Genomic DNA, 23,571 nt, shown 5'->3' with positions numbered 1-23,571 from the left:
TTTAGAAACTAAAATAAAGCCTTCATAGCAATATAGTATCTTCCATCTGTTGAGCCTTGAAAACCAAAGTAAACAGGGTCAAATTTTACATAAGCACTATATTCTAAACAAAATAAATCTTTACTTTTATCAAATCTATTTATATTATCATTATGTTCAATAGGTATATAAAATAAAGGACGTATAGCAATATTAAGCATTTTCCACTCAAGCCCTAATTCAAATCTTAAATAATGAGCATCATTGTCTCTCCAAGTATATTCTCCAAGCATATTAAGCCAAAGCTGATTATCCAAGAAAGGTACTCTTCCCATAGCATAAAGCTGTATTATATGATGAGTATAATCATTAGAATAATTAATATTGTTTTTATCAAAAGCTTCCGGAGAGAGAGAAGATTTTTTATTGTACTGATACAAAAATTGTACTTTGAAATAGTCTCCATTAATTTTAAAAACAGCAGCCAAAGGAGAAGAGTTTTCAGTAAATCCTTGCGAATAAGAAAGCTCATAATAATGCCCAATAAGTCCTGTTCTAAACCCAAGAGCATTATTTATTCTTGGCAAATACCAATGAGGAACATCTTCAAAGTTTTCAGTAGAGCTATCAACTACAGAAGGTAAAAGCATAAAAGTAGATTCATTAATATCATTAACAGCCTTCATTCTAAAAGATAATAAAAGCCTTGTTAATGTTACTGTTTCTATACCAGCATCATAAACTTCTATATTTCCGCTTGCTTTTACTTTTCCATTTTCACTAAATACATTTAATTTGCTTGAAAGTGTTACAAAAGGAGTTGCAGAAAATATCCAATCATAATGAAAACTTTTACCCACAGAAAAATACATGTTAGGCATAGAAAAGTTTCCGTTTTTTAAATCCACTCCTATAACAGTATTCATATGAAGCTCAATGGTTGATAATTCATACAATAATCTTGAAGAGAAAATTCTAGGATCAGGATTATCTCTCTTATAGCTTTCATGTATGTAGTCATAAGGTATATATGATGTAGTAGGTCTAATAGGCTCTAAACCTATATACGGCCAAACATCTATTACACCTTTCAATAATCTCTGTTCTTTCTCAGAATATGGTGATTGTGCGAAGAGTGCTAAACAATTAAGAATAAGAATAAATATTAGTTTTTTCATTATATACGTTTTTTAATTTTTATTTTATTTGTTCAATTCTATCATATAAATAAAAAATTGACAATTGCATTATATGTGATATAATTTTTTATACTATGGTTTTGGGGGAAAAAATTGAAAGAGTTTAGTGTATTAGAAAATAAAGTAAAAGAATTATTAGAAGAATGGAAAATTCTTTCCTCAGAAAAAAATGTTTTACGTAAAAATATCAATGACCTTATATTAGAAAAAGAAAATCTTCAAAATAGCATAAATGAATTACAATCTCAATTGCAGTCAATAAAAGAAGATAAAACTATATTAGAAACAGATAAAAGAAATATTAATGATAATTATAATTCTCTAAAAGAGGAAAGAGATAATATTTTAAGAGAAAAAGAAAATTTATTAAAAGAATTAGAAGCTGCAAAAATAGAAAGAGACACCCTTAAAACAAATGTAGAAAGATTTGAAAAAGATTGTTTGTCTCTTATGGAAGAAAATGATAACCTTAAAAAAGAGATTCAAACAATAAGCAGTAATATAGATAACATCAAAAAAGAAAATGAAGAAGTTCAAAGCAGTGTATTTAGTTTAATTAGTAAAATAGATAAGGCTATGATAGATGATAATATTTCTGATAAGTTAATAAATGCAGATAACAATATTACTAATTTAGATATTAAGAAAATTAAAGAAAACATAGAAAATATTGAAAATAACTATAATACAGAAAATGCTATAGATAAAGAGTCAGAGTTAGAAGAATTAAAATCAAATATTATTGAAGAAAGTATTATTAGCGAAGTGTCAGATAATACTAATATTCAGGCAGATACTACTAAAAAAGAAGAATATAATAATAATAATAAAAGTTATAATAGTGTTGCTAATGTGAAAGTTAATGAAGATGAAGACCCTTTTTCTAGTGCTTATGATACAAGTTGGGATTCTGATATAGAAGATAATAATAATGATAATATAGAAAGTATTGAAGAAGAGTATAAAGAAGTAAGTCACCAGCAAGATGATAATAATAATTCTTATGATTTTGATGTTAATGAAGAAGATCAGTATATGTTTGGCGATGATGATGAGGAAGATTTCTTCTTTGATGATGACTCTAAATAATAATAATTAGGAAATATTATGGGAAGTAATTTAGAAGTTAATATATTTGGAAGAAATTTAAGCATTAAATATGATGAAGAGAATGTTGAATATTTAAAAGAGTTGGCAGCATTTGTTAATGAAAGTATGAAAGAGATTTCAGAGATTTATGGAGATAAGCAGCCAAGAGATGTTATAGCTATACTTGCTTGCCTTAATATTGCTGATGCTTTTAAAAGAGAATTAAAAAATACAAAAGCTGGAGAGGATACTTTATCTGCTTTTAAAGAGAGCATAGTGTCAAGGTCTAATGAACTTATTAAGCTTATAGATGAAGTAACCTTAAAAGAATAATAAAAAATATATAAAAAATTCACAATTAAAAAAATTTTTATCTTCTAAAATTTTATGAAAAATATATAATAAAGTTCATTTTATTATAATAAAAAGGGAAAAAAATTTTATGGAAAAAAACTACGAATACAAACTTTCATTTATTAGTATCATTATTATAGGTTCTTACATAGCTTGCCAGATGATATCAAATATAGCTAGTGTAAAGATAGCAAATGTATTAAGTTTAGCAGTAGACGGAGGTACATTTCTTTATCCATTAGCTTTTACAATAAGAGACATGGCTCATAAAACAATAGGTAAAAAAAATACACAAAAATTGATAATAGTATCAGCTATAATAAATATATTTAGTCCTGTTTATTTTTATATAGTGTCAAATATACCAGCAGACAGCAGTTGGCAATTTAATGAAGCTTTTCAATTAACATTAAGCCCAGTACTTAGAATAGCAATAGCTTCTATAGTAGGCTCTACAGTAGCAGAATTGGTTGATACAGAGATATATCATTTCTTTGTAACAAAAATTACTAAAAGATATCAATGGCTTAGAGTATTAATTAGCAATGCTTTTAGTATACCGGTTGATAATTTATTGTTTGTAGTGATAGCTTTTTATGGTGCTTTGCCTTTTGATGCACTTTTAGGTATATTTATTTTTAACTTCTTTGTAAAATATGCAGTAACTATTGTAAGCGTACCTATGATATATTTGGTAAAAGAAAATAAAGAGTAAATAAAAAATTATAAAAAACATATATATTAATAAAAAAGCTGCTCTCATTTTGAAAGCAGCTTTTTTTTAACTTTTCAATCAATCAATAAAAATCATCACTGAACTAAGCGTAATACACCTTGAGTCATAGTGTTAGCTTGAGCAAGCATAGCTAAGTTAGTTTGACTAAGTATTTGGTCTTTAGCAAATTTAACAGAAGCTTCAGCCATATCAGTATCTCTTATTCTGCTTTCAGAAGCCATAGTGTTTTCATAACCTATCATTAAACCTTGAGCAGTAAGCTCTAATCTGTTTTGATAAGCACCAAGATTAGATCTTTGTTTAGAAACTTTCATTAAAGCTTCATCAACTAAACCTATAGCACTGTTAGCTTTGTCTATAGAAGAAATAGAAAGAGTAGTACCATCAGCAGTGTTTTGTAAACCTAAAGCAGCAGCAGTCATAGTTCCTATATAAACTCTTCTTCTTTCGTCCATGTTTGCACCCATGTGAAACCACATACTTGCAGCAGGAGCACCGCCGGCATTAGGGTCAGCAAATCTACCAGTAAGCATGTTAAGAGTATTGAATTGAGCTTGGCTAGCAATACGGTTAACTTCATCTACTAATTGAGAAACTTCAACTTGAATAAGCATTCTGTCATCATCAGTATATATACCGTTAGCAGATTGTACAGCTAATTCACGAATTCTTTGTAAGATGTCTTGGCTCTCTTGAAGGTATCCTTCAGTAGTTTGAATGAAAGATATACCATCTTGAGTGTTTCTTTCAGCTTGACGTAAACCGCGGATTTGTGTACGCATTTTTTCAGATACTGCTAATCCAGAAGCATCGTCTCCAGCTCTGTTGATTCTCATACCAGAAGCTAAAGAAGCCATATCTTTAGAAAGGTCTACATTTCTAAATTTTAAAGTACGTTGTGCATTTACTGCACTGATATTATTATTGATGATCATTGTCATCCTCCCTGATAATTTATTCAAAAAGGCATCCGTGCCTAATTGGCAAAAAATATTAAAGAGAATTTATGACTTTCCGAGATTTTAAACAAATTGAGGTTTTGGTAAGTCATAAATTCTCAAGGCATTTTTATCTGCAAATAAAAATACCTAAATATGGTTTATCAATTAATAATAAAAACGAAAGGTTCGAGACCGCCAAATCTTTGGACCTTCGTTTTTCTATGTATTAATTCTCGGCACTATCGGCATAAACTTAAATTTAGTTTAGTATTTTTTTTATTTTTTTAAAAAATTTTTTTATTAAACAAAATAATTTACCGCACGTTTAACAAAACAAGGTATATTAATAATATTAGAATAAAAATTTTATTATATTTTTTAGTTTTTTTTACGTGCGGTTAAAGAGGTTTAAAATTTAAAAAAATCTTGGGTGGGCGTTTATAATTTCTAATTGAGTAATTAAGTATAATATAACTTTTATATTTTATTTATGCAATAATTATAAAGGGCGGGGGAATGTAAAAAAGTGCTGGCTATTTTTATAATAATAATGTATAATCTCGGCACAATATGTAACTATATTGTAAATATAATTTACCTAAAAGGAAACAAAATAATGAAAAACTTACAATATTTGCTGGTTTGTATTCTTATTTTTACTATTGTAGCTTGTAGTTCAAAGAATAATGATATAACAAATCCTATTAGTAATGCTAATTTAAATGATAATAATGGTAATAATGCAAAAATTATTACAACATCTTATACAATTCATGGTATAGATGAAAAATATAACGGAAGTTGGAAATTTTTTAATGCTGATGATAAAGGCAATATACCTGTTGATATTACCATAAAAGATGGGGGAGTAAGCGGTTTAGTAATATCAAATGGTCAATCACAAAATGCAGTAAGTTTTACAAAAGAGCATATTTACAGCACACCAACACCTGAAGAAAATCAATATTATGATAGATATTTTGGTTATATAATAAGCGATGGTACTTGGGTTGGAGAGATACATTTTCCTACTTATGATGATGAGACAGTAGGTTATGTTTATGTAACTAATAAAAACACTTCAGAAATAATAATTGGAATGATAGATAAAGCACCTGGACCTAAAGATATTTTTGAAACTTCTTTTCAAGGTGAATATAAATCTGGTAATAGAACTCTAAAAATAGAAAGAGTATTTATGACATATTATGAAGATAGTCAAGTGAAAGTAAAAATTCCAGCATCTTTTTTTGAACTTTCAAGAGATGATAAAAATTATTTAGGTTATACTGTATTTTATGGTCCATTATATAGCGGAGTATTTATTAATACTCATAATACTAAAATTTCTGATCCTGTAAATGAATTAATTTTTATTTATGTAGATTATAATAATAAATTGGAAATACAATTAAAAGAAGACGGAACTCCTATCTCTGCTAAATACAATAAAAAAACAACTACTATATCACCTGATAATTTAACATACACTAGACAATAATCACTAAAATATCATATATAAAACAATGCTTTAAATAAAAACTTTTTATTTAAAGCATTTTTATTTTTAAACGACAATAAAAAAGATAGAGTAAATTAAAAATTGGCGTAAAATAAATGAAAAAAATAATCATAATACTTTTTATTACTATTAATTCACTATTTGCTAATAATTTTAAGGTGATATCAAGACAGGGAGAAGCTTCTGTTATTGTCAATAAGGAGCATTCTGATATAGATATAAAAAAAAGTTTTCCTGATGATTATTTTTCAATATCTACAAAAGAATCTTCATATATGGTAATAGATAATGGCGAAAAATCTATAATATTAATGCCGCAGTCTAAATTAACATTTCAAGACAATCAATTTACCCTTCATTCTGGATATATATACATAAAAAGCAAACATAATGATGAGGTAAAAATAACATTAACCAAAGATGATAAAGCATACAGTTTCAAAGGAAAATCATTTGCTATAATTTCTTATGATAATGATATGACAATATTAAGCCATAATAATGCTGTAAAAATAGAGCCTGTTCAGTCTCTAGGCATATCATATTATTTAGAGCCTTTTAATAAAACATTGATAAACTCTTCTATGAATGGTCCATATAACATTAATGAAAATGAGAAAACTTTATTAGAAAATGTATCTAGACAATTAGAAATAGAGATGAATGACCATTTAAACGAGGGAATAGAGAGATATAACTTTACTATATTAGAAGGCAGTAAAAATGAAACTACAATATACAGAATAGTTCACCCAAAAAAAGGACCTAATGTATTTTTAATTGTTCCGCATGGAAGCGAGAGAGTGGGTACAGATGTGGCAATAGAGAGACTCAATATGCCTATAAAACAAGGAAGTTTAACTATAATACCTATAGCAGTTCCTGAGGCTTATAGATTAAATACTCGTGCTATAGAAGGACAAGATATTAATAACAGATTCTTTGATAAAAAGATTAATAGAACAGATACAGATAAATTAGCACAAAAATATATGGAAATGCTTGATGAGTATGATATAGATGTTGTACTTACACTTCATGAGGGTAATGGATTTAAGGAGTTTTTTGGGGACTCTATTATATATGACACTAGAAAGTTAGATGATAATGTTAAAAAAGTACTTGATAATATCAATTCAAGAATAGAGCCTATGAAGTTTAAATTTAAGCAAATGTATTATCCAATGCCAACAACAATAACATATTATGCCACAGAAAAAGGAATAGATGCATATGGAATAGAGCTTACCCGTAATTTGGATTATGATAAAAAAAGAATAATAATGCATACCATATTAAATGAGTTTTTAAAAATATATGGCTTAGAATAAAAATTGTATTTAATTTTTTATAATATATAATGTAGTATATTTTATTTAAGGATTATTATGCTGTCATTAAGAAAAGCATTAGAGAAAAAAGATTTTGAAGTAGTAGATTTGTTTACTTTATCGTTTTCAATTTTTAGACATAATTTTGTTAATTTTTTATTAGTTGGATTTTTATGTGCAATGCCAACAATAATTACAACTATATATTTTCCGCCTTCTATGTTTGACCTTACAAAAATACAGACTGTTCAAGATGTTGTAAATTGGTTTCAAAATGAAGTTAATGAAGGTTTTTATATTAATTTATTTTTATCTTGGTTTTTGGATATTATTGCTACAGTATCAATTGCATTATTAGTAGAAGGATTAATTTACGATAAGATTAGAACTGCATCATATGCAATAATTAAAACTTTTCAAATGATAATTCCAATATTAGTAACTTCTATCATCACAATAATTATATATTTCTTTGGACTTTCTTTCTTTGTATTTCCAGGCATAATACTTATGATTTTATTTATGTTCACTACGAATATATGTGCTTTAAGACATACTTGGGGTATAGATGCTATTAAATATTCTTTTTCTTTGGTGAAGCCTAAGTTTTTTAAGTCATTATCAATACTTGCTTTTATAGCATTATTTCAAAATGCATTTATAATTACTTTCCCATCTGCACCAATGGATACAAGAGAGGGAGTATTATATTATTTTTTATCTATGATAATACTATATTTCTTTGATACTTATTTTAAAGTATTAATCTCATTATATTTCTTAAATAGAGATTTTGTTACTAGTGCTTCATTAGATGAGGATATTTAATTTTTTATTATATCATTTATTTTTTCTTCTAAGTTTTGAAAACTAGATTCTAATAAATAGTATCTATTATTATCATTTACTAATTCTATTTCATAATTATCTGTTTTAGAATATATATTATAACTTACAGTTTTATTATCTGAAGTATATATTTCTACTTTGTATAATAAATTAGATTTTGTTTGAGTATTATCTTTTATAAGACCATCTGCTTCAAGGTTAGCAATAGAATATAAAGAACTATATATATCATTTTGGTCAATATTTTTATTATTCCAAGTTTTAGTCCAATTAGTAGAGTCAGTTTTTTCTATAGTGTATGAATTATTATTATATGATATAGCTATTTTGTTTATATCATCAATTTTTACAGATGATATAGTTTTATTTATTAAGTCATCTTCAGTTTTATCAAAAATATCTTTAGGGTTAATTGGTGTATTTCCAATCAAATAAACATTTTTATCATTATTAATTTGTGCATATACCAAATTACCAAAATTAGCTTTCATACCAAATTTTATATTTCTCACTTCTTTAGATGAAGAATCTTTTGCTTTTACAATTAAAGCTTCATTATCTGTAAGGCTGTATTTATCTAATATTTCATCGCTTCCTCTGGATAATAATTCTACCGGCTGTATATTATTAAATGCATTTGTTATTGACTCTACTGCATTAGCATCAGCATTATATTTATCATTTACTGTCCATTTATTATCATTAAATTTTATTGTAATTGTTTCGTTTCCATTTCTTGTGATAGTGATTTCGCTTAATTGAGTGTTAATAGTTTTAAATTGAGGCAGAGAGTATCCCTTATTTTTTAATGTAACTGTGAGTATTAAAATTACTGCTAGAACTACAACTATAGAAGAGAGTATTATATATTTCTTTTGAATGTTTGCCATCAAATTATTCTCCATTTTTTAAATTTAAAATTTATTATACAAAAATAAACAAAATTGTAAAGCATTTATAAATAAAACATATATTTGAATAAATACTAAACATTTTAAGTTATCAATTTTTTGTTGTTCTTTTCCCGCGTACGAGCTGTACCACCTTGCCGCACGGTAATGCTATGCTTTAATTATAACTTCTTAGTTGTGCGGTGGAGTGCCTTTTAATGTACAATTAAATTATAAAATTTATAATAAAAATGCAGTTTTTTTGCTTCTTTTATACCAATAAAAGAAGTAGGGGTGTGTACCCCAAGGGCACGCTTCGCAGGGGGCAAAGCCACAACAAATAAAAAACTTAAAAATATTTTTTACAAACTTAAAAATTTTCAGTATATATTAAAACAATAATTTTCTATCAATTTTTTGTTGTTCTTTTTCCCGCCGCTACACGGTGTGGACTTCGTCAAAGAACCAAAAAGTGCAAATAAAAAAACGATACCAAACCATAGTAATTATGATTTATATATATACATTACAAATTTAAGATAAAATATAAATGGCTCTATTAATAAAAACTCACTTGATAAAACTCTAATTTATTGTTAATATCTTGAATATAATTTATTTCTGAATATATAAACTTTAAATAAATTTATAAAAAAGGAGAATAATACTTATGTCAATAGCATTTTTATTTCCAGGACAAGGTTCTCAAACTGTTGGAATGGGTAAATCTTTATACGACAATGTAGCAGAGTCTAAGGCGATATTTGATAAAGCTGCTAATATATTAGATGATGTAGATATCAAGGCATTATGTTTTGAAGGAACTGAAGAAGATTTAAAGAAAACAGAAAACACTCAGCCTGCTTTGGTTACTGTTGGTATGGCTGTTTATGAGGCTTTAAAAGCTAAAGGAATAAAGGGAGACTATTTTGCAGGTCACAGTTTAGGAGAGATTACTGCTCTTTCTGCTGCTGGATATATTTCTTTTGAAGATGCCGTAAAGATTGCTAGAACTAGGGGACTTCTTATGGCAAAAGCTGGTGCCGATGCTCCTTATGGTATGGCTGCTGTACTTGGTTTGGATTATGATACTGTTTCTAAATGCATGCCTGAAAGCAAAGAAGTAGTTGCTGCTAATTATAACTTAAAAGACCAAATTGTTATATCTGGATTGCTTAGTGCTATAGAAGCTGTTACTCCTAAACTTCAAGAGGCTGGTGCTAAGAGGGTTATGCCTTTGAAAGTTTCCGGTGCTTTCCACTCACCATTTATGAAGCCTGCCGCTGATGAACTTAAAAAATTCTTAGATAATGTTCAATTTAATAATAGCGGTAATAAAGTATTATCAAATGTTACGGCAGATGTACATAGCTTCGATAATATAAAAGATAACCTTTACAAACAAATGTTCTCTACTGTAAGATGGTATGACAGCATGATTAATCTTCAAAGTAAAGGCGTTAATAAAATATATGAATGCGGACCTGGTAAGGTTTTAGTTGGTATGTCTAAAAAGATAGCTCCAGAAATAGAGGCTGTTTGCGTATTTGATAATGACTCTCTAAACTCAGTACAATAAAAAATAATTTTTTAATTTTTATAAATAAAAAGGAGGCTTAAAAAAGCCCCCTTTTTTACTATATTTTAAAGGTTTAAATAATTAGATTTTTCCAACCAAATCAATTCCTGGTTTCAAAGTTTTAGCACCTGGTTTCCATTTAGCAGGACAAACTTCGCCGCCATGTTCAGCAACATATTGAGCAGCTTGTACTTTACGTACTAATTCATTAGCATCTCTACCAATGCCCATATCATGTACTTCATAAGCTTTAATTAAACCTTCAGGGTTTACAATAAAGCTTCCGCGTAAATCTTGTCCAACTTCTTCTACAAATACTTCAAAGAATCTTCCTAGTATTCCTGTTGGGTCTCCAAGCATAGTATATTTTAAGTTTTTAATAGTTGCTGAAGCGTCTGCCCAAGCTTTATGTACGAAATGTGTATCTGCAGATACTGAATATACTTCACAATTAATTTTTTTAAGTTCATCATAAACAGTACCTAAATCTTCTAATTCTGTAGGACATACAAAAGTAAAGTCTGCAGGATAGAAGAAGAATACACTCCATTTACCTAATACATCTTTTGTACTAACCTCTTTAAACTCTCCGTTTTGATAAGCATCAACCTTGAAATCTATAAGTTTTTTATTGATTAAACTCATTATAAAACTCCTTTTATTTATGTTTGTATACTCTAACAATACAGTAAATAATAAATTTTGTCAAGTAAAAAACTGTACAAATTAGTAAAAATTACTAAAAAATATATATATTTTTTAATGTTTAAAATGCCTTATTCCAGTAAATACCATAGCAATGCCATGTTCATTACAAGCATCAATTGACTCTTGGTCTCTTATAGAGCCTCCTGGCTGAATTATAGCTTTAATATTGTATTTAGCACAAGCATCAACTACATCTCTAAATGGGAAGAAAGCATCAGATGCCATCACAACTCCGTCACCAGCACGCTCCAAAGCATCTTCACAAGCCCATATTCTATTAGTTTGTCCGCTTCCTATACCCTTAGCCATAAAGTCTTTTATTACTACTATAGCATTTGATTTAGCATATTTTACAACCTTCATTCCAAATATTAAGTTTTTCATCTCTTCTTCTGTAGGCTTTTTCTCTGTTACAACTTTATAATCTTCTATTAAAGTAGTATCTTCATCTTGTACAAGTAATCCGCCGTCAACTTTAACAACATTTATTTTATCATTAGTGTTAGTTTTATATTTTATAACTCTCAAATTATTTTTAGTTTTTAATACTGCCAAAGCTTCAGGAGTAAAGTCTTTAGCAATAACAATCTCTAAAAATATTTTAATAAGTTCTTTTGCTGTATTCTCATCTACAGTGCTATTAAATGCCACAATTCCTCCAAATATAGAAGTAGGGTCGCAGTTATAAGTTCTATTATAAGCCTCAAATACATTGCTTCCCAAAGCTGCACCGCAAGGAGTAGAGTGTTTTATAGCAGAGCATGCATATTCTTTTTTAGATTCATCAAACTCCAACACTATTTTTAAAGCTATATCCATATCTCTAATATTATTAAATGAAAGCTCTTTTCCGTTTAACTGTTCAAAATCTTTCATAGAGCCTTTATCTGTAGTTGATACATAATAGCTTGCACCTTGATGAGGATTTTCTCCGTATCTTAATTTCTCTTGTAATGCATAAGACATATTCAAATAATTAAGTTTTTTATCTTCCTTGTTTTCTAATGAGTTAAACATAAACTCAGACACTGCAGCATCATAAGCAGAAGTTAAATTGAACACTTTAGAAGCTAAATATTTTTTTGTCTCAAAACTCACTTCGCCTTTTTCCATTTCGCTTTTTACCAAATCATAATCTTTAACATCGCTTATAACAACAACATCTTTAAAAGATTTAGCAGCAGAACGAAGCATAGTAGGTCCGCCTATATCAATAAACTCTATTTTCTCTTCAAATTTCAAATTATCATCTTGCACCTTTTCAAAGAAAGGATAAAGATTAACTATTACCATATCAATAGGAGTGATTCCCCTCTCTTTAATAGTTTCCATATGAGTAGGGTTATCTCTTATAGCAAGTATTGCACCATGTATTTTAGGGTCTAAAGTTTTTACTCTTCCGTCAAGCATTTCTTTAGCTCCTGTAACTTCAGCAACCTCTATTACAGGTATATTATTTTCTTTTAAATATTTATAGGTTCCGCCTGTAGAAACAATTTCCACATTTTTAGAAGTTAGAAATTTAGCAAAGTCTAATATTCCGTCTTTGTAAAATACAGATATCAATGCCCTTTTAATCATAAACAATCTCCATAAAATATAGTTTTTAATGAAAACATTATAATATAAAAGGCACTATTGTAAAGAGTAATAATTATTTTTAGTTGATTTTTCTTAATTTTATGATAAAATGTCATAAAAATTAAAAAATAAAGGTTAAAATAGAATGTTTACTTATGTAAAACTTAAAAATTATAAATCATTAGTTGATTTTGAAGTAGATTTAACATCATCAAAGAATAATCCCAAAAAAATGATTATAATTTATGGTGAAAATGGAGCTGGTAAGACAAATTTTATAAATGCCTTTTTTACATTATTTGATACATTAAGTACTAAAATATATAAAAAAGCTTTAGATAAATTTATATTAGAGAAAATTAAAAATAAAGAAGATGAAGAAGAATTAGAATTATTAGTTAATAAAATGGTCAAAGAAGATTTAAAAATATTGGATAATATAAGTGATATAATAGAAGAAACCAAAACAATTGGTTCTAAAGATAATATGGTTTTAGAATTTGGTTTTAAAGTAAATGGTAAAAATGGAGTATATTATCTTGAAACTGATAGTGAAAGTATTGTAAAAGAAAAATTAGAATATGTTTTAGATAAAAATAAAACAAAATATTTTGAATTATCTACTAATAATAAAAATAATTATATAAATCCTTCATTATTTAAATCTGATAAATATTTAAATGAAATAAAAGATTTAGCAGATAAATTTTGGGGTAAGCATTCTTTTTTATCTATCCTATTATTTGAACAGCAAGATAAAAATAAACAATATATATCAAAAAATATAAATAATAATATATTTGATGTCATTAAATATTTTTTATCAATGTCTATTTATATAAAAAATAGTAGCAATACAGAAAAAGGAAAAGTAAGTGTTGATAAAAAATTTATTCCTAAAATGTATAATGGATCTATTAAAATAAATGAAGAAGAAAAGTTAAATTACACAGAAAAAATATTAAATAATTTTTTCACATCTATCTATAGTGATATAAAACAGGTTTATTATAAAAAAGAAAGAAAGGATGATAAACTCAATTACACTCTATTTATAAAAAAACAAATATATGAAAAAATTATAGATTTAGATTTTCAATTAGAATCAACAGGCACACAAAAATTACTTAGATTATTCCCATTAATGTTATCATCTTTTAAAAAAAATAATGTAGTTGCAATAGACGAATTAGATAGCGGAATACATGATATTTTAACAGCATCAATATTGGAATCATTATTTAATAACATTAAAGGACAATTTATATTGACTACTCACAATACTACTATTTTAGAATCTGATATAAAAAAAGAATGTATATATATATTTAATATAGATAGTAACGGAAAAAAAATACTAGTTCCTATAACAGATTATGAAAAAGAACATCCAAATATTAATTTTAGAAAAAGATATTTGAAAGGTATTTACTATGGAATTCCAATCGTTTCAAGTTTAGATTTTACAGATATATTAGAGGAATAATAACTATGTTTTATAAAGGAAATTATCTAAAAGCAATAGTTATTGTTCATGGTAAATCTGAGTTTCAAATGTGTGATTTTATAAAAAGAAAGTTAAAACTAAAAATTGAGATAGTATCAAAAAACAAAGGTGCAAATTCTATACAAATATCAAGTATAATGAAAAGATTAAAGGGTAAAGATATTGATACATTAGATAATTTTAAGAATACATATAAAGATGATTTAGAAATTAAAGATAATAAAATAATAATAGATAAAGATTTTAGAATTTTTATAATAATGGATACAGATGACTGTAAAGAAGAAGAAAAAAATAATTTTATCAATAAGAATATGTTTAAAAATTATTGGGCTCATAAGTATATAGTACCAATATATAACATTACAAATTTAGAAGATGTATTAGTTAAGTCTGAAGTTATTAATAAAAATACTATAAAAAATAAAAGAGATAAAAAGGATTATATAAAGATATTTCCTACAGATGATAAATATACTAAAAGTGATACTATTCAAATAGAAGAATTCTATCAAAAACTTTTAAAAGTCAAAAATATTTCAAATATGCATGAATTTATTAAATTCTGTTTAGATAATAAATTAATAATTCATAAATAATATTATTTCTTCTTGCTTTCAACTAATGCTAAAAGTGTTGTGTTATAATCTTTAGCAGATATTGCTTTATTTTGATATATAATATTTTTGTATTTATCATTTCTGTTAAAGTGTTTAGCTCTAAAACCGCCTGTCATTTTTAGTTTATATAAAATATCTCCAATAGTTATATGTTCTGGAGGGCATGCTAATGTATATGAAGTTGTAGAGCCATTTACTATTTTTACTATATATTGAGCTTCTTCTAAAGAATCTGCTATATCGTTTAATACAGAAGGGGCAACTCTTAAATCTCTTGCCAAATCATACATAGACATGCATTTTTTATTATTTATAAATCTGTAGGCTATTGTATGCATAAACTCTAAAGCTATCATTTCTTTTTCTGCAAAAGATAATTTTATGTTTGTTACATCTACTCCATAAGACCTGAAATATTGAAGCGAATAAGTTAACTCTGCACCAAATAATATAATTATCCATACAATATAAAGCAATAGTAAAAGCACTGGTATTTGAGCAAATGCACTTGCTGATGATAACTCTGCAGGTTCTATGCTTGTTAGAAGAGAGTTTTCGCTTGTGATAGTTACTATATCATCTAATTGGAAATTATATTTTCTCACCTGTTCATATATATTAGGAGCAAAGTTTGTAAAAAATAAAGCATTGCTGGATATTACTTCTCTTTCATATGTAGCAGCAGATATTCCAGTTCCTTCATCTTCTATTATCCTATAACTTATTCTATCTAATTTTATGTCTGCTAATTCATTTTTATTATTTAAAAGATTTACTTCTCTTACAATATATTCAGTTTTATATTTATCGCTGTCAAATATTTGTTTATAATTTTTTACGTTTATATTTAATTTAAAATATACACTAAATAAAGTGATAATAGCAATAGCCACAAGCACAGAAGATATTAAAGCATTAGACCAATTAACTTTAGTTTGCGGTACTAATACATAAGAAAATAATACAAGCAAACTCATAGCAATAACAGGTGTAACCCAAGATATTAATATTCTTACAATAGCAGGCAAATAATATAAAGCTATAGAAGAATAAGTTATTAAAGTAAAAGATATACCAATAGAAACAGGAATTAATATTAAAAGAGCAATATAGTTTACAGCTACCCTTGGTATAGAAGTTCTTATTTTTACACGCCAAATTTTAATGAGTGATTTTTGAATATTATGAAGTATTAAACTAGCACTTATTAAAGTAGATATTACACCTATAATACCGAAGCTTGCTAAATCTGTATTATCAGCAATATTTAAAATTTGCCTTACCATAGGTTCATAGAAAGGAGCGTTTTTTTCCATCCAATCAAATATTAAAATAAATATATTTTGATAAATATTAAATATTCTAAGTACAAACAAACCAACTATTAATGCTGGTATAAAAGAAAGTGTAACAAGATATGTTAATGATGCTGCTCTTATAGTACAGTCATCTTTAAAAAAGTCTGTTATTGCAAAAGTTATAACTCTATATAAATTTATAAAGAATCTATATGCAGGGTTTACATTTGCTGTATCTATAGAATAAATTTCCTTTTGAAAAAAAGTTTTGATTTTGTTAGTAAAAATTTTGATTTTAGCCATAAAACACTTCTTGCAAAAAATATTTTTTAATGTATAATTAATGATACAAAAGCGAGGGTGGCGGAACTGGCAGACGCACTAGACTTAGGATCTAGCGCCCTAGGCATGAGGGTTCGATTCCCTCCCCTCGCAAATATCTCTATTTTTTCTCTTCGTCTTTATCTTCAACTTCTATAGAAAATTTACATTTATTACATACCTTTTTATATCCATTATAAGTCTTTATTATTCTCATAGAATTCTTAGTATTGCAAAAAGGACAATCTTCATGATTTCTAAACACTATAGAAGATATAACATCAACTATTTTACCAATACCTGATACAAAAAATAGTATTCCAAACATAGAAATAAATATAATAAATACAATAATAATAAATATAATAAATATAATATTCACAATAGTCCCTTTTATAAAATTATAACCTAAAACACTTTTTTTTGAAAGGATAATTTTTATTTTATGCCGTCTTCTGGAAATATCATATAAATCTCAGATAATTTTTGTAATACCTTTTGAACTTCTGTTGGGCTATAAACAGCAAATACAGGAATATCCCCATTTATTAAATCAGATATAGCTAAAAAAGAAGAAGTAAAAAATATTCTATAATCTCTTCTTGCAGACCCAGGACCGCTTCCTATATTATGGTCGTTTAATATGTAGGCTTTATATCCAACATCTGTTTTATAATATCCTACCCTCACAGTTCTTGGTATATACTCACCGTAATTTGGAAAATAAGCCCTATACTCATTTAATAATACTCTATAATATTCACCATTTTGCGGTATTAAAGGGTCATATATGTATAATGCATAGTCTTCCTCTTTGAAAGAAGTTGGAGGATTATAAGTGCCGTTTGTATAATCTTTGTAGTCTTTATAATCTATAGTGTCAGATATTTTGTTTGCTTCAAAAGTTTCTTTTATATTTCCATTTTGATATACATTTACAATAATTTTATCTTCGCTTATATCAAAGTTTATTGCTGCATTATATATTTGTGCTTCAGTTGATGCAGTATTTACTCCAAGTTCATAGCATAATATATTTCCATTTTCTAAATATATATTTCCATACTTGCTTGAATATGTTCCTTTATAATAATTTGGATTATTTGGAGATGAGCAAGATATTATTAAACAAAATATTAATGTGTATATTATTTTTCTCATAACTTATTTTTTTTTTGCAGCCTTATAATTTTTATAACTAAAAAAATAATAATAATATAATTATAATAAAATATCGATATTTTTTAATTTAAAAGTTTACATTATTTAATTTATATATATAATAATATAGTAAAAATAATTATGTTTTGGGTAAATCTATGAAAACTTTGAACAATAAATCTACTATCAAAGTAAATAAGACAAAGAAAATATTAGAAGATGCTCTAGGTGCCTTGCTCGAAGAAAAACCGTTTGAAGAAATTAGAGTTATAGATATATGTTCAAAAGCTAATATGCATAGAAGTACTTTTTATACTTATTTTAATGATAAATATGAACTTTTAAAATCAAAATTAGATGAGTATGAAGCAAAGTTTTTGGAAGATTTACAAAGATACAAAATAGAAGATAAATTAAAAGATTTCCATATAGATATAATGATAAAGATTTTGCAGTATTTTTATTTTAACAGAAAATATTTAAAGATTATTTTTCAAAACAATAAAGATAACAGCATTACAAAGATATTACAAAAGTATTTAGAAGCTTATGTTATAGAGGGTGTAAAGGATATGAAGCTTGCTAAACCTGATAAACCTTATTTCTTTAATGTGATGGGTGCTTTTTATTCTGGAGCTTTTATTACTGTAATTAGTGAATGGATTTTAAATGATTGTACTATAAAACCTCAGGAACTTGCTGAGTGTATATCTGATATTATTATGCAAAGAATTTTTGTGTATGAATAAATATCATATTCTTTAATAAATAAGCAAATAATTTACGATAATATTTACATAATGTTTTTACTTTTGCTAATTTTATTTATTTTAATTAGTATGAGTATATTATGGAGTATGTATTATGAGAAAAGTATTATTTTGTTTATTAATTTCTATTGGTTTATTTAATTTCTTAAATGCCCAAAATATTACTAAAGGAAGTCAATATTCACAGAATTGGGCTAGCTTTATTAACAGAAAAACAATAGATATGCAAGGGGCTTTATATGAAGGAATACCGGGAGGAAATTTAGTATTAATTTCTGGTAATTCTCCTTTTTCATTAATAAAAGAATATCATTTTTTGGGTGCTAGGTCAGATACTCAAGTTTATTATACTCACCAAGTACCTTTAAGTTATTTTTATGAATCTGCTCCTGCTCTTGGAGTGGTATTGGTTGAGGGATATTCTCTAGAGGGTTCTAAATTAACTAGATATATAAATTATGTGGATAGTTATCAATCAAAATTAAAAAAATGGGAAGATAATAATATTATATCAAGCAATAATACAAAAGTTGCAAAACCAGATGCTAAATGGACAGAATATCCTATACCGCAGCCTGAAGATGTTAACTGGGCAGATGGTTCTTATGCGGGAGAATTGTATTAAGGTTTTAGCAGAGTGCAATATATATTTATTATAGCTGTAATATTTATTGTCATTGCTGTTTTATTTTTTATCACTAATAGCAGAGTTATATCTTATGATAAAGATTGGATTAAAGCAGTTAAAAGAAAAGTTGTAAATGCTGATAAAAAATATGTGTTTGAAGAGAATGGCGATATTATTATAGATAATAAAAAAAAACTTACTTTAATAAAAGACTAAAAATAATAAGATGGCTGTTTATAGCAACAGTGATTTTATTAATAAGTTTATGCTTGTATTTTCTGCTTATACTTCTGTTAAAGTTACTTTTATGGAAGGATATATTATAGACAATAATAAGCTTTATTATACTTATGCTTATAAAGCATCGTATTATAAAAAGCTAAATGATTGGATGAATAATAATGGTGTTTTTGAGTCTAAGGAAGTATGGGTAGCAAATAAGAAAGTTAATTGGAAAACATTTCCTTCTCCAAGAGAAAATGATATAAATTGGGAGAAAAAGGTTTTGATAGGAGATATTGTAAAAATATAAAAAATTTTATAGTATAGCTATAGCATTATTGTTAATAGTATTGTATAATACAGAAAATTTTATTTATGGATATATTTATGAAATTAAGATTATCTAAAAGAGCATTACAAGAAGATTTTCAGGGCGATTTTGTTAAGATGATGCTAGAGGTTGCTGCGAAGGGTAATTTAATATCATTTGCAGGCGGACTTCCTAATCCTTCATCATTTCCTGTGGAGGCTGTAAAAGAGGCTTGTATTAAAGTGCTGTCAAATAATGGTGCTGGTGCTTTACAGTATAACAGTGTTGATGGTTATTTGCCTTTAAGAGAGTTTATTGCCAACAGGTACAAAAAAAGCGGTATTAATTTAGAGGCTAAAGATATAGTCATTACAAATGGTTCTCAGCAGGCATTGGATATTATATCTTCTGTATTAGTGGATGCAGGTGATAATATTATGCTTGAAGACCCTTCATATTTGGCTGCTTTACAAACTTTTCACCTATATAATGCTAATATTCAAACAGTAAATCTTAAAGAAGATGGTGCTGATGTTGAAGAGGTAAAAAATGTAATAGAAAAATATAATCCTAAGTTCTTCTATTCTATTCCTACTTTTCAAAACCCAACTGGTATAACATATACTAATGAAGTTAGAGAAAAGATAGCTAATATAGTAAAGAAGAGCGATACTTTCTTTGTAGAAGATAACCCTTATGGAGAATTAAGATTTAAAGGCGAGCATCAAAATTCTTTTGGTAAATTGTTAGGAGAGCAAGCTATACTTCTTGGTACTTTCTCAAAAACAGTTGCCCCTGGTTTAAGATTAGGCTGGATTGCTTCACCTGTAAAAGAGCTTGTTACAAAAATGAAAGAGTATAAACAGCTTGTAGATATGCATACTAATATATTCTCTCAAATGGTTGTTGCTGAATATTTAAAAAATAATGATTATGATGAGCATATAAAAACTATTATAGATTTATATGGCAAGCAGTGTAACTGTATGCTTGAATGTTTAGATAAATACATGCCTAAAGATATGCATTGGACACACCCTGAAGGCGGTATGTTTATATGGGCTACATTGCCTAAAGGTTTAGATGCTATAGAATTAGGTAAGAAAGCAGCAGAGGCAGGAGTTGCAGTTACAGCAGGAGAGCCTTTCTATGAGAGAAAAAGAGGAGAGGGTACTTTTAGATTGAATTATACTAACTCTTCTTTTGAGAATATAGATAAAGGTATATCAATACTTGCAAAAGTAATAGAAGACATGAAAAAATCTCAATAATTTTCCTTATTATTATAATATATTTAAAGGGCGGCGATGAAGCCGCCTGTTTTATTTTAAAATAGAAATAATTAAAAATTTGAAAATTAAATGTGTGCTTTTGCAACTTTGACGAAGTCCACACCGTGTGCTGCGGGAAAAAGTTAAATAAAATAAAAACTTACATGATAAAATATAATTCTTTGCTGTATACTAAAAATTTTAAAGTTTTTTGCTTGTGGGGACTAGCCCCCTGCGAAGCGTGCCCTCAGGGTACACGCCCCCAGTTCTTTTTGTGGCCAAAAGAACCAAAAAGACTGCATTTGTTAAAAGGAATAGTTAAATATATTCAAAAAATATAATGTATTATTATATATTTTTTAGATATAAAAATTAAATATTTGCACTTTCGTGAAGCGTGCCCGAATGGCTAAAACTTTGACAAAGTCTACACCTCGAGCCATTGGAAAAGTTGAACAAAATTAAAAATATTTTTAATTAAAATAATGCTAAAAAATTACTAAAGCCTTTTTTTATTAAACCGAAACTTAACATAAGTATTATTTTATTAGGATATATAATTATGAGTATGTTTGCAGATACAACATATGCAAAAACTATGACTATTGCTAAAAAGCTATTAAATGTTTATGGGCTTAGAGCAGAAGTGATAGCAGACAATATAGCCAATGTTTCTACACCAAATTTCAAAAGAAGCGATGTTACTTTTGAATATCAATTAGCAAGAGCTTTAGACAGTGAGAAATATGACGGTATTGAGGCAAAAAGAACTGACCCAAGACATTTTCCTTTTAATATGCCTATGGATTATAGTGAAGTATCTCCTACAATTACAGTAGATTATGATACCAACTACAGAAACGATAAAAACAATGTTGATATAGATAAAGAAATGGCTGAAGAAGCTAAAAACACTTTACGCTATCAAATGTTTTCTCAAATAGTGAATGCTCAATATAGAGACATTAGAAGAATGATAGGCAATGCTTAAATATTGTTAGTCATTTTAAGGAGTGAGTAAATGGGAATATTTTCAATAATTAATACATCTGGAAGCGGTTTAACTGCACAAAGAACAAGACTTGATGTAATAGCAGACAACATAGCTAATGTTAATACAACACGCACTACAGAGGGCGGAGCTTTTAGAAGAAGCAGAGTAGTATTTAAGCCAAGAGATGACGGCAATAAATATAGAAGCCCTTTTTTACCAGAAGCTTTGCAGCCTAATGTTGGTACAGGTGTAAGAGTATTCAGCATAGAGAAAGATATGGAAACTGCAACAAGATTTGTTTATGACCCTTCACACCCTGATGCTATAAAATATGGTGAGAAGGCTGGATATGTAGAGATGCCAAATGTTAATCCTGTTACAGAGATGGTTGATATGATGGAAGCTTCTAGGGCTTATGAGGCTAACTCTACTATGATTCAATCGGCTAAAACTATGTTTGGAAGTGCTTTGAATATTATTAGATATTAATTATATATAAGGATATTTTTATGGATATTAATAGCGTAATGAGTGCTTATTCTAAAACAGGAAATGTTGGCGATAATTATGGATTTGTATTAAAAACTACAGACCCTCGTCATTATGGACCAGCTCAAATGTTGAGAAGAAGTTCTAACAATGATTTGATAAGTAATTTCGGTACTATGCTTAGCGATGCAATAGAATCTGTTAATCAAAAGCAAGTTGATAAAGATAATATTATAGTTCAGGCTGGAATTAGACCTGATCAGGTTGATGTTTCTGATGTAATGAACGCTATTGCTGAGGCTGAATTATCACTCAGTTTCACTAAAGCTGTAGTTGATAGAGCTGTAAGAGCTTATCAGGAAGTAACTTCATATAGATAATAAATAATTTTTTTAATTAAACAAATAATGGAAAAAAAGTTCTCCTTCAAAAAAGAGTTATTAAGGGCAAGCGTTTATGGTTTAATCGCCATAGCGTTTGCCAACTTAATATTCTTATCTATTTATAACAATAATAAAATATATATCACTATAACTTTAATAGTATTAGAAATAATAACAATAATTTTTGCTTATTTATATATATCAAACATTAACAAAAGATATTTAAACTTTATTAGATATAATTCAATTTTGGAACATAACATAAAAACAAATGTTACAAAAGAGCATATCATAGAAAGACTTAAATATTTTGGATATAGTATGTATTCTATAAACTCTTCTAGGGTTTTTATTAATATAGATGTTGTAAAAAATAAAAAATCTATAACTATACATGCTTACTATTTTTTGCTTTTGGATATAGATAAAGATACAGAGGCAGTGCTTACAACTGTAAAAAATGAATTAAATGAAATATTAGATTTATATATAGATGATAATCAAAAGTTATTTAAAACAGAAAATGAGAAACAAAAAATATTAAAAGCAAAGCTCTATAATCATGCGGTATTTATTTTCTTTGGTGATAATGTTTCTGATAGAATAATTAATATATCAAAAGAAGGATACACTAAAGAAAAACTTCTTAACTCTAATGCACAAATATTTTCAATTTCTTATATACCCTCAGAAAATAAATTGTATTATGCAGAAAAAGTAGAAGATGTTATAACAATTCAAAAATTCCCAAAACAAGATTTTGTTTATATAATAAAAGATATATTTTCTTTATAATTTGGATAATATAATGAACAAAAACAAAAAACAAAAAGAAAGTT

General features: G+C 27.0%; 26 protein-coding genes and 1 tRNA gene. 19 read left to right on the top strand and 8 right to left on the bottom strand.

From position 1 onward, the window contains the following. Positions 1–8 precede the first annotated feature (8 nt). Positions 9–1,157 (bottom strand): hypothetical protein, encoded by a 1,149-nt coding sequence (locus tag BPP43_RS07810; protein ID WP_014936874.1) that lies wholly within the window; start codon positions 1,155–1,157, stop codon positions 9–11. A 114-nt stretch (positions 1,158–1,271) separates the two neighbouring features. On the opposite strand from BPP43_RS07810, the gene BPP43_RS07805 reads away from it, so the two are divergent. The 3 genes from BPP43_RS07805 to BPP43_RS07795 all read left to right on the top strand — a co-directional run bounded on the left by BPP43_RS07805 (position 1,272) and on the right by BPP43_RS07795 (position 3,336). Beyond that, a complete protein-coding gene (locus BPP43_RS07805; RefSeq protein ID WP_015274637.1) occupies positions 1,272–2,267 on the top strand; it encodes a hypothetical protein in 996 nt (331 codons plus the stop codon). 18 nt (positions 2,268–2,285) lie between these two features. Then, complete coding sequence (locus BPP43_RS07800) at positions 2,286–2,600, top strand: cell division protein ZapA (RefSeq protein ID WP_013244280.1); 315 nt, start codon at positions 2,286–2,288, stop codon at positions 2,598–2,600. Positions 2,601–2,709: 109 nt separating this feature from the next. Continuing rightward, positions 2,710–3,336 (top strand): queuosine precursor transporter, encoded by a 627-nt coding sequence (locus tag BPP43_RS07795; RefSeq protein ID WP_015274636.1) that lies wholly within the window; start codon positions 2,710–2,712, stop codon positions 3,334–3,336. Between the two features lie 95 nt (positions 3,337–3,431). Here the strand turns inward: BPP43_RS07795 and BPP43_RS07790 are convergent, their stop codons facing one another. Then, the gene (locus tag BPP43_RS07790) at positions 3,432–4,292 is read right to left on the bottom strand and encodes a flagellin N-terminal helical domain-containing protein (protein ID WP_014932149.1); all 861 of its coding nucleotides are present in this window, start codon (positions 4,290–4,292) and stop codon (positions 3,432–3,434) included. A 622-nt stretch (positions 4,293–4,914) separates the two neighbouring features. Between BPP43_RS07790 and BPP43_RS07785 the strand changes: the two genes are divergently transcribed. The 3 genes from BPP43_RS07785 to BPP43_RS07775 all read left to right on the top strand — a co-directional run bounded on the left by BPP43_RS07785 (position 4,915) and on the right by BPP43_RS07775 (position 7,979). Further along, positions 4,915–5,799, top strand: coding sequence for a hypothetical protein (locus BPP43_RS07785; RefSeq protein WP_015274635.1), 885 nt, complete (start codon positions 4,915–4,917; stop codon positions 5,797–5,799). Between the two features lie 116 nt (positions 5,800–5,915). Beyond that, complete coding sequence (locus BPP43_RS07780; RefSeq protein ID WP_014936878.1) at positions 5,916–7,151, top strand: M14 family metallopeptidase; 1,236 nt, start codon at positions 5,916–5,918, stop codon at positions 7,149–7,151. A 57-nt stretch (positions 7,152–7,208) separates the two neighbouring features. After that, a complete protein-coding gene (locus BPP43_RS07775) occupies positions 7,209–7,979 on the top strand; it encodes a hypothetical protein (protein WP_013244285.1) in 771 nt (256 codons plus the stop codon). Here BPP43_RS07775 and BPP43_RS07770 read toward each other — a convergent pair. Continuing rightward, a complete protein-coding gene (locus BPP43_RS07770) occupies positions 7,976–8,890 on the bottom strand; it encodes a DUF4340 domain-containing protein (protein ID WP_015274634.1) in 915 nt (304 codons plus the stop codon). The genes BPP43_RS07775 and BPP43_RS07770 overlap by 4 nt on opposite strands. A gap of 670 nt (positions 8,891–9,560) precedes the next feature. Here BPP43_RS07770 and fabD point away from each other — a divergent pair. Next, positions 9,561–10,469: an ACP S-malonyltransferase gene (fabD, locus tag BPP43_RS07765; protein ID WP_014936880.1), complete on the top strand. Its 909-nt coding sequence runs from the start codon at positions 9,561–9,563 to the stop codon at positions 10,467–10,469. 81 nt (positions 10,470–10,550) lie between these two features. Here the strand turns inward: fabD and ahpC are convergent, their stop codons facing one another. Both ahpC and purH read right to left on the bottom strand, forming a co-directional pair. Further along, positions 10,551–11,114 carry an alkyl hydroperoxide reductase subunit C gene (ahpC, locus tag BPP43_RS07760; protein ID WP_014932156.1) on the bottom strand — a complete coding sequence of 188 codons (564 nt, stop codon included), beginning with the start codon at positions 11,112–11,114 and terminating at the stop codon, positions 10,551–10,553. Between the two features lie 114 nt (positions 11,115–11,228). Next, positions 11,229–12,758, bottom strand: a complete 1,530-nt coding sequence (gene purH, locus BPP43_RS07755) for a bifunctional phosphoribosylaminoimidazolecarboxamide formyltransferase/IMP cyclohydrolase (RefSeq protein ID WP_013244289.1) — start codon at positions 12,756–12,758, stop codon at positions 11,229–11,231. Positions 12,759–12,903: 145 nt separating this feature from the next. On the opposite strand from purH, the gene BPP43_RS07750 reads away from it, so the two are divergent. Next, complete coding sequence (locus tag BPP43_RS07750) at positions 12,904–14,244, top strand: AAA family ATPase (RefSeq protein WP_015274633.1); 1,341 nt, start codon at positions 12,904–12,906, stop codon at positions 14,242–14,244. A gap of 5 nt (positions 14,245–14,249) precedes the next feature. After that, positions 14,250–14,864 carry a hypothetical protein gene (locus BPP43_RS07745; RefSeq protein ID WP_015274632.1) on the top strand — a complete coding sequence of 205 codons (615 nt, stop codon included), beginning with the start codon at positions 14,250–14,252 and terminating at the stop codon, positions 14,862–14,864. A gap of 2 nt (positions 14,865–14,866) precedes the next feature. Here the strand turns inward: BPP43_RS07745 and BPP43_RS07740 are convergent, their stop codons facing one another. Further along, entirely contained in the window at positions 14,867–16,486 is a 1,620-nt protein-coding gene (locus BPP43_RS07740; protein ID WP_015274631.1) for a YhjD/YihY/BrkB family envelope integrity protein, read from the bottom strand. A 51-nt stretch (positions 16,487–16,537) separates the two neighbouring features. On the opposite strand from BPP43_RS07740, the gene BPP43_RS07735 reads away from it, so the two are divergent. Beyond that, positions 16,538–16,618: transfer RNA gene (locus BPP43_RS07735), tRNA-Leu, on the top strand. Between the two features lie 7 nt (positions 16,619–16,625). On the opposite strand, the gene BPP43_RS07730 is transcribed toward BPP43_RS07735, so the two are convergent. Both BPP43_RS07730 and BPP43_RS07725 read right to left on the bottom strand, forming a co-directional pair. Further along, positions 16,626–16,886, bottom strand: a complete 261-nt coding sequence (locus BPP43_RS07730) for a hypothetical protein (RefSeq protein ID WP_014932161.1) — start codon at positions 16,884–16,886, stop codon at positions 16,626–16,628. A 56-nt stretch (positions 16,887–16,942) separates the two neighbouring features. After that, entirely contained in the window at positions 16,943–17,665 is a 723-nt protein-coding gene (locus BPP43_RS07725) for a hypothetical protein (RefSeq protein WP_015274630.1), read from the bottom strand. A gap of 158 nt (positions 17,666–17,823) precedes the next feature. On the opposite strand from BPP43_RS07725, the gene BPP43_RS07720 reads away from it, so the two are divergent. The 9 genes from BPP43_RS07720 (at position 17,824) to BPP43_RS07685 (ending at position 23,527) form a co-directional block, all read left to right on the top strand. Next, positions 17,824–18,414: a TetR/AcrR family transcriptional regulator C-terminal domain-containing protein gene (locus BPP43_RS07720; RefSeq protein WP_013244295.1), complete on the top strand. Its 591-nt coding sequence runs from the start codon at positions 17,824–17,826 to the stop codon at positions 18,412–18,414. A gap of 115 nt (positions 18,415–18,529) precedes the next feature. Then, positions 18,530–19,060, top strand: coding sequence for a hypothetical protein (locus tag BPP43_RS07715; RefSeq protein ID WP_013244296.1), 531 nt, complete (start codon positions 18,530–18,532; stop codon positions 19,058–19,060). A gap of 12 nt (positions 19,061–19,072) precedes the next feature. Next, positions 19,073–19,279 (top strand): hypothetical protein, encoded by a 207-nt coding sequence (locus BPP43_RS12310; RefSeq protein ID WP_015274629.1) that lies wholly within the window; start codon positions 19,073–19,075, stop codon positions 19,277–19,279. A 10-nt stretch (positions 19,280–19,289) separates the two neighbouring features. Continuing rightward, positions 19,290–19,595, top strand: coding sequence for a hypothetical protein (locus tag BPP43_RS12305; RefSeq protein ID WP_015274628.1), 306 nt, complete (start codon positions 19,290–19,292; stop codon positions 19,593–19,595). A gap of 77 nt (positions 19,596–19,672) precedes the next feature. Further along, positions 19,673–20,866 carry an aminotransferase-like domain-containing protein gene (locus tag BPP43_RS07705; RefSeq protein WP_015274627.1) on the top strand — a complete coding sequence of 398 codons (1,194 nt, stop codon included), beginning with the start codon at positions 19,673–19,675 and terminating at the stop codon, positions 20,864–20,866. Between the two features lie 562 nt (positions 20,867–21,428). Beyond that, entirely contained in the window at positions 21,429–21,857 is a 429-nt protein-coding gene (gene flgB, locus BPP43_RS07700) for a flagellar basal body rod protein FlgB (RefSeq protein WP_013244299.1), read from the top strand. A gap of 30 nt (positions 21,858–21,887) precedes the next feature. Then, positions 21,888–22,349 (top strand): flagellar basal body rod protein FlgC, encoded by a 462-nt coding sequence (flgC, locus tag BPP43_RS07695; protein WP_013244300.1) that lies wholly within the window; start codon positions 21,888–21,890, stop codon positions 22,347–22,349. A 20-nt stretch (positions 22,350–22,369) separates the two neighbouring features. Beyond that, the gene (fliE, locus tag BPP43_RS07690; RefSeq protein WP_013244301.1) at positions 22,370–22,729 is read left to right on the top strand and encodes a flagellar hook-basal body complex protein FliE; all 360 of its coding nucleotides are present in this window, start codon (positions 22,370–22,372) and stop codon (positions 22,727–22,729) included. A 27-nt stretch (positions 22,730–22,756) separates the two neighbouring features. Beyond that, positions 22,757–23,527 carry a hypothetical protein gene (locus BPP43_RS07685; RefSeq protein ID WP_015274626.1) on the top strand — a complete coding sequence of 257 codons (771 nt, stop codon included), beginning with the start codon at positions 22,757–22,759 and terminating at the stop codon, positions 23,525–23,527. Positions 23,528–23,571: the final 44 nt, after the last annotated feature.

Origin of the sequence: Brachyspira pilosicoli P43/6/78 (assembly GCF_000325665.1) — a bacterium.
GTDB lineage: Bacteria > Spirochaetota > Brachyspiria > Brachyspirales > Brachyspiraceae > Brachyspira > Brachyspira pilosicoli.
The sequence above is the reverse complement of the archived record's forward strand: the minus strand, read 5'-3'. Positions and strand labels throughout refer to the sequence as shown.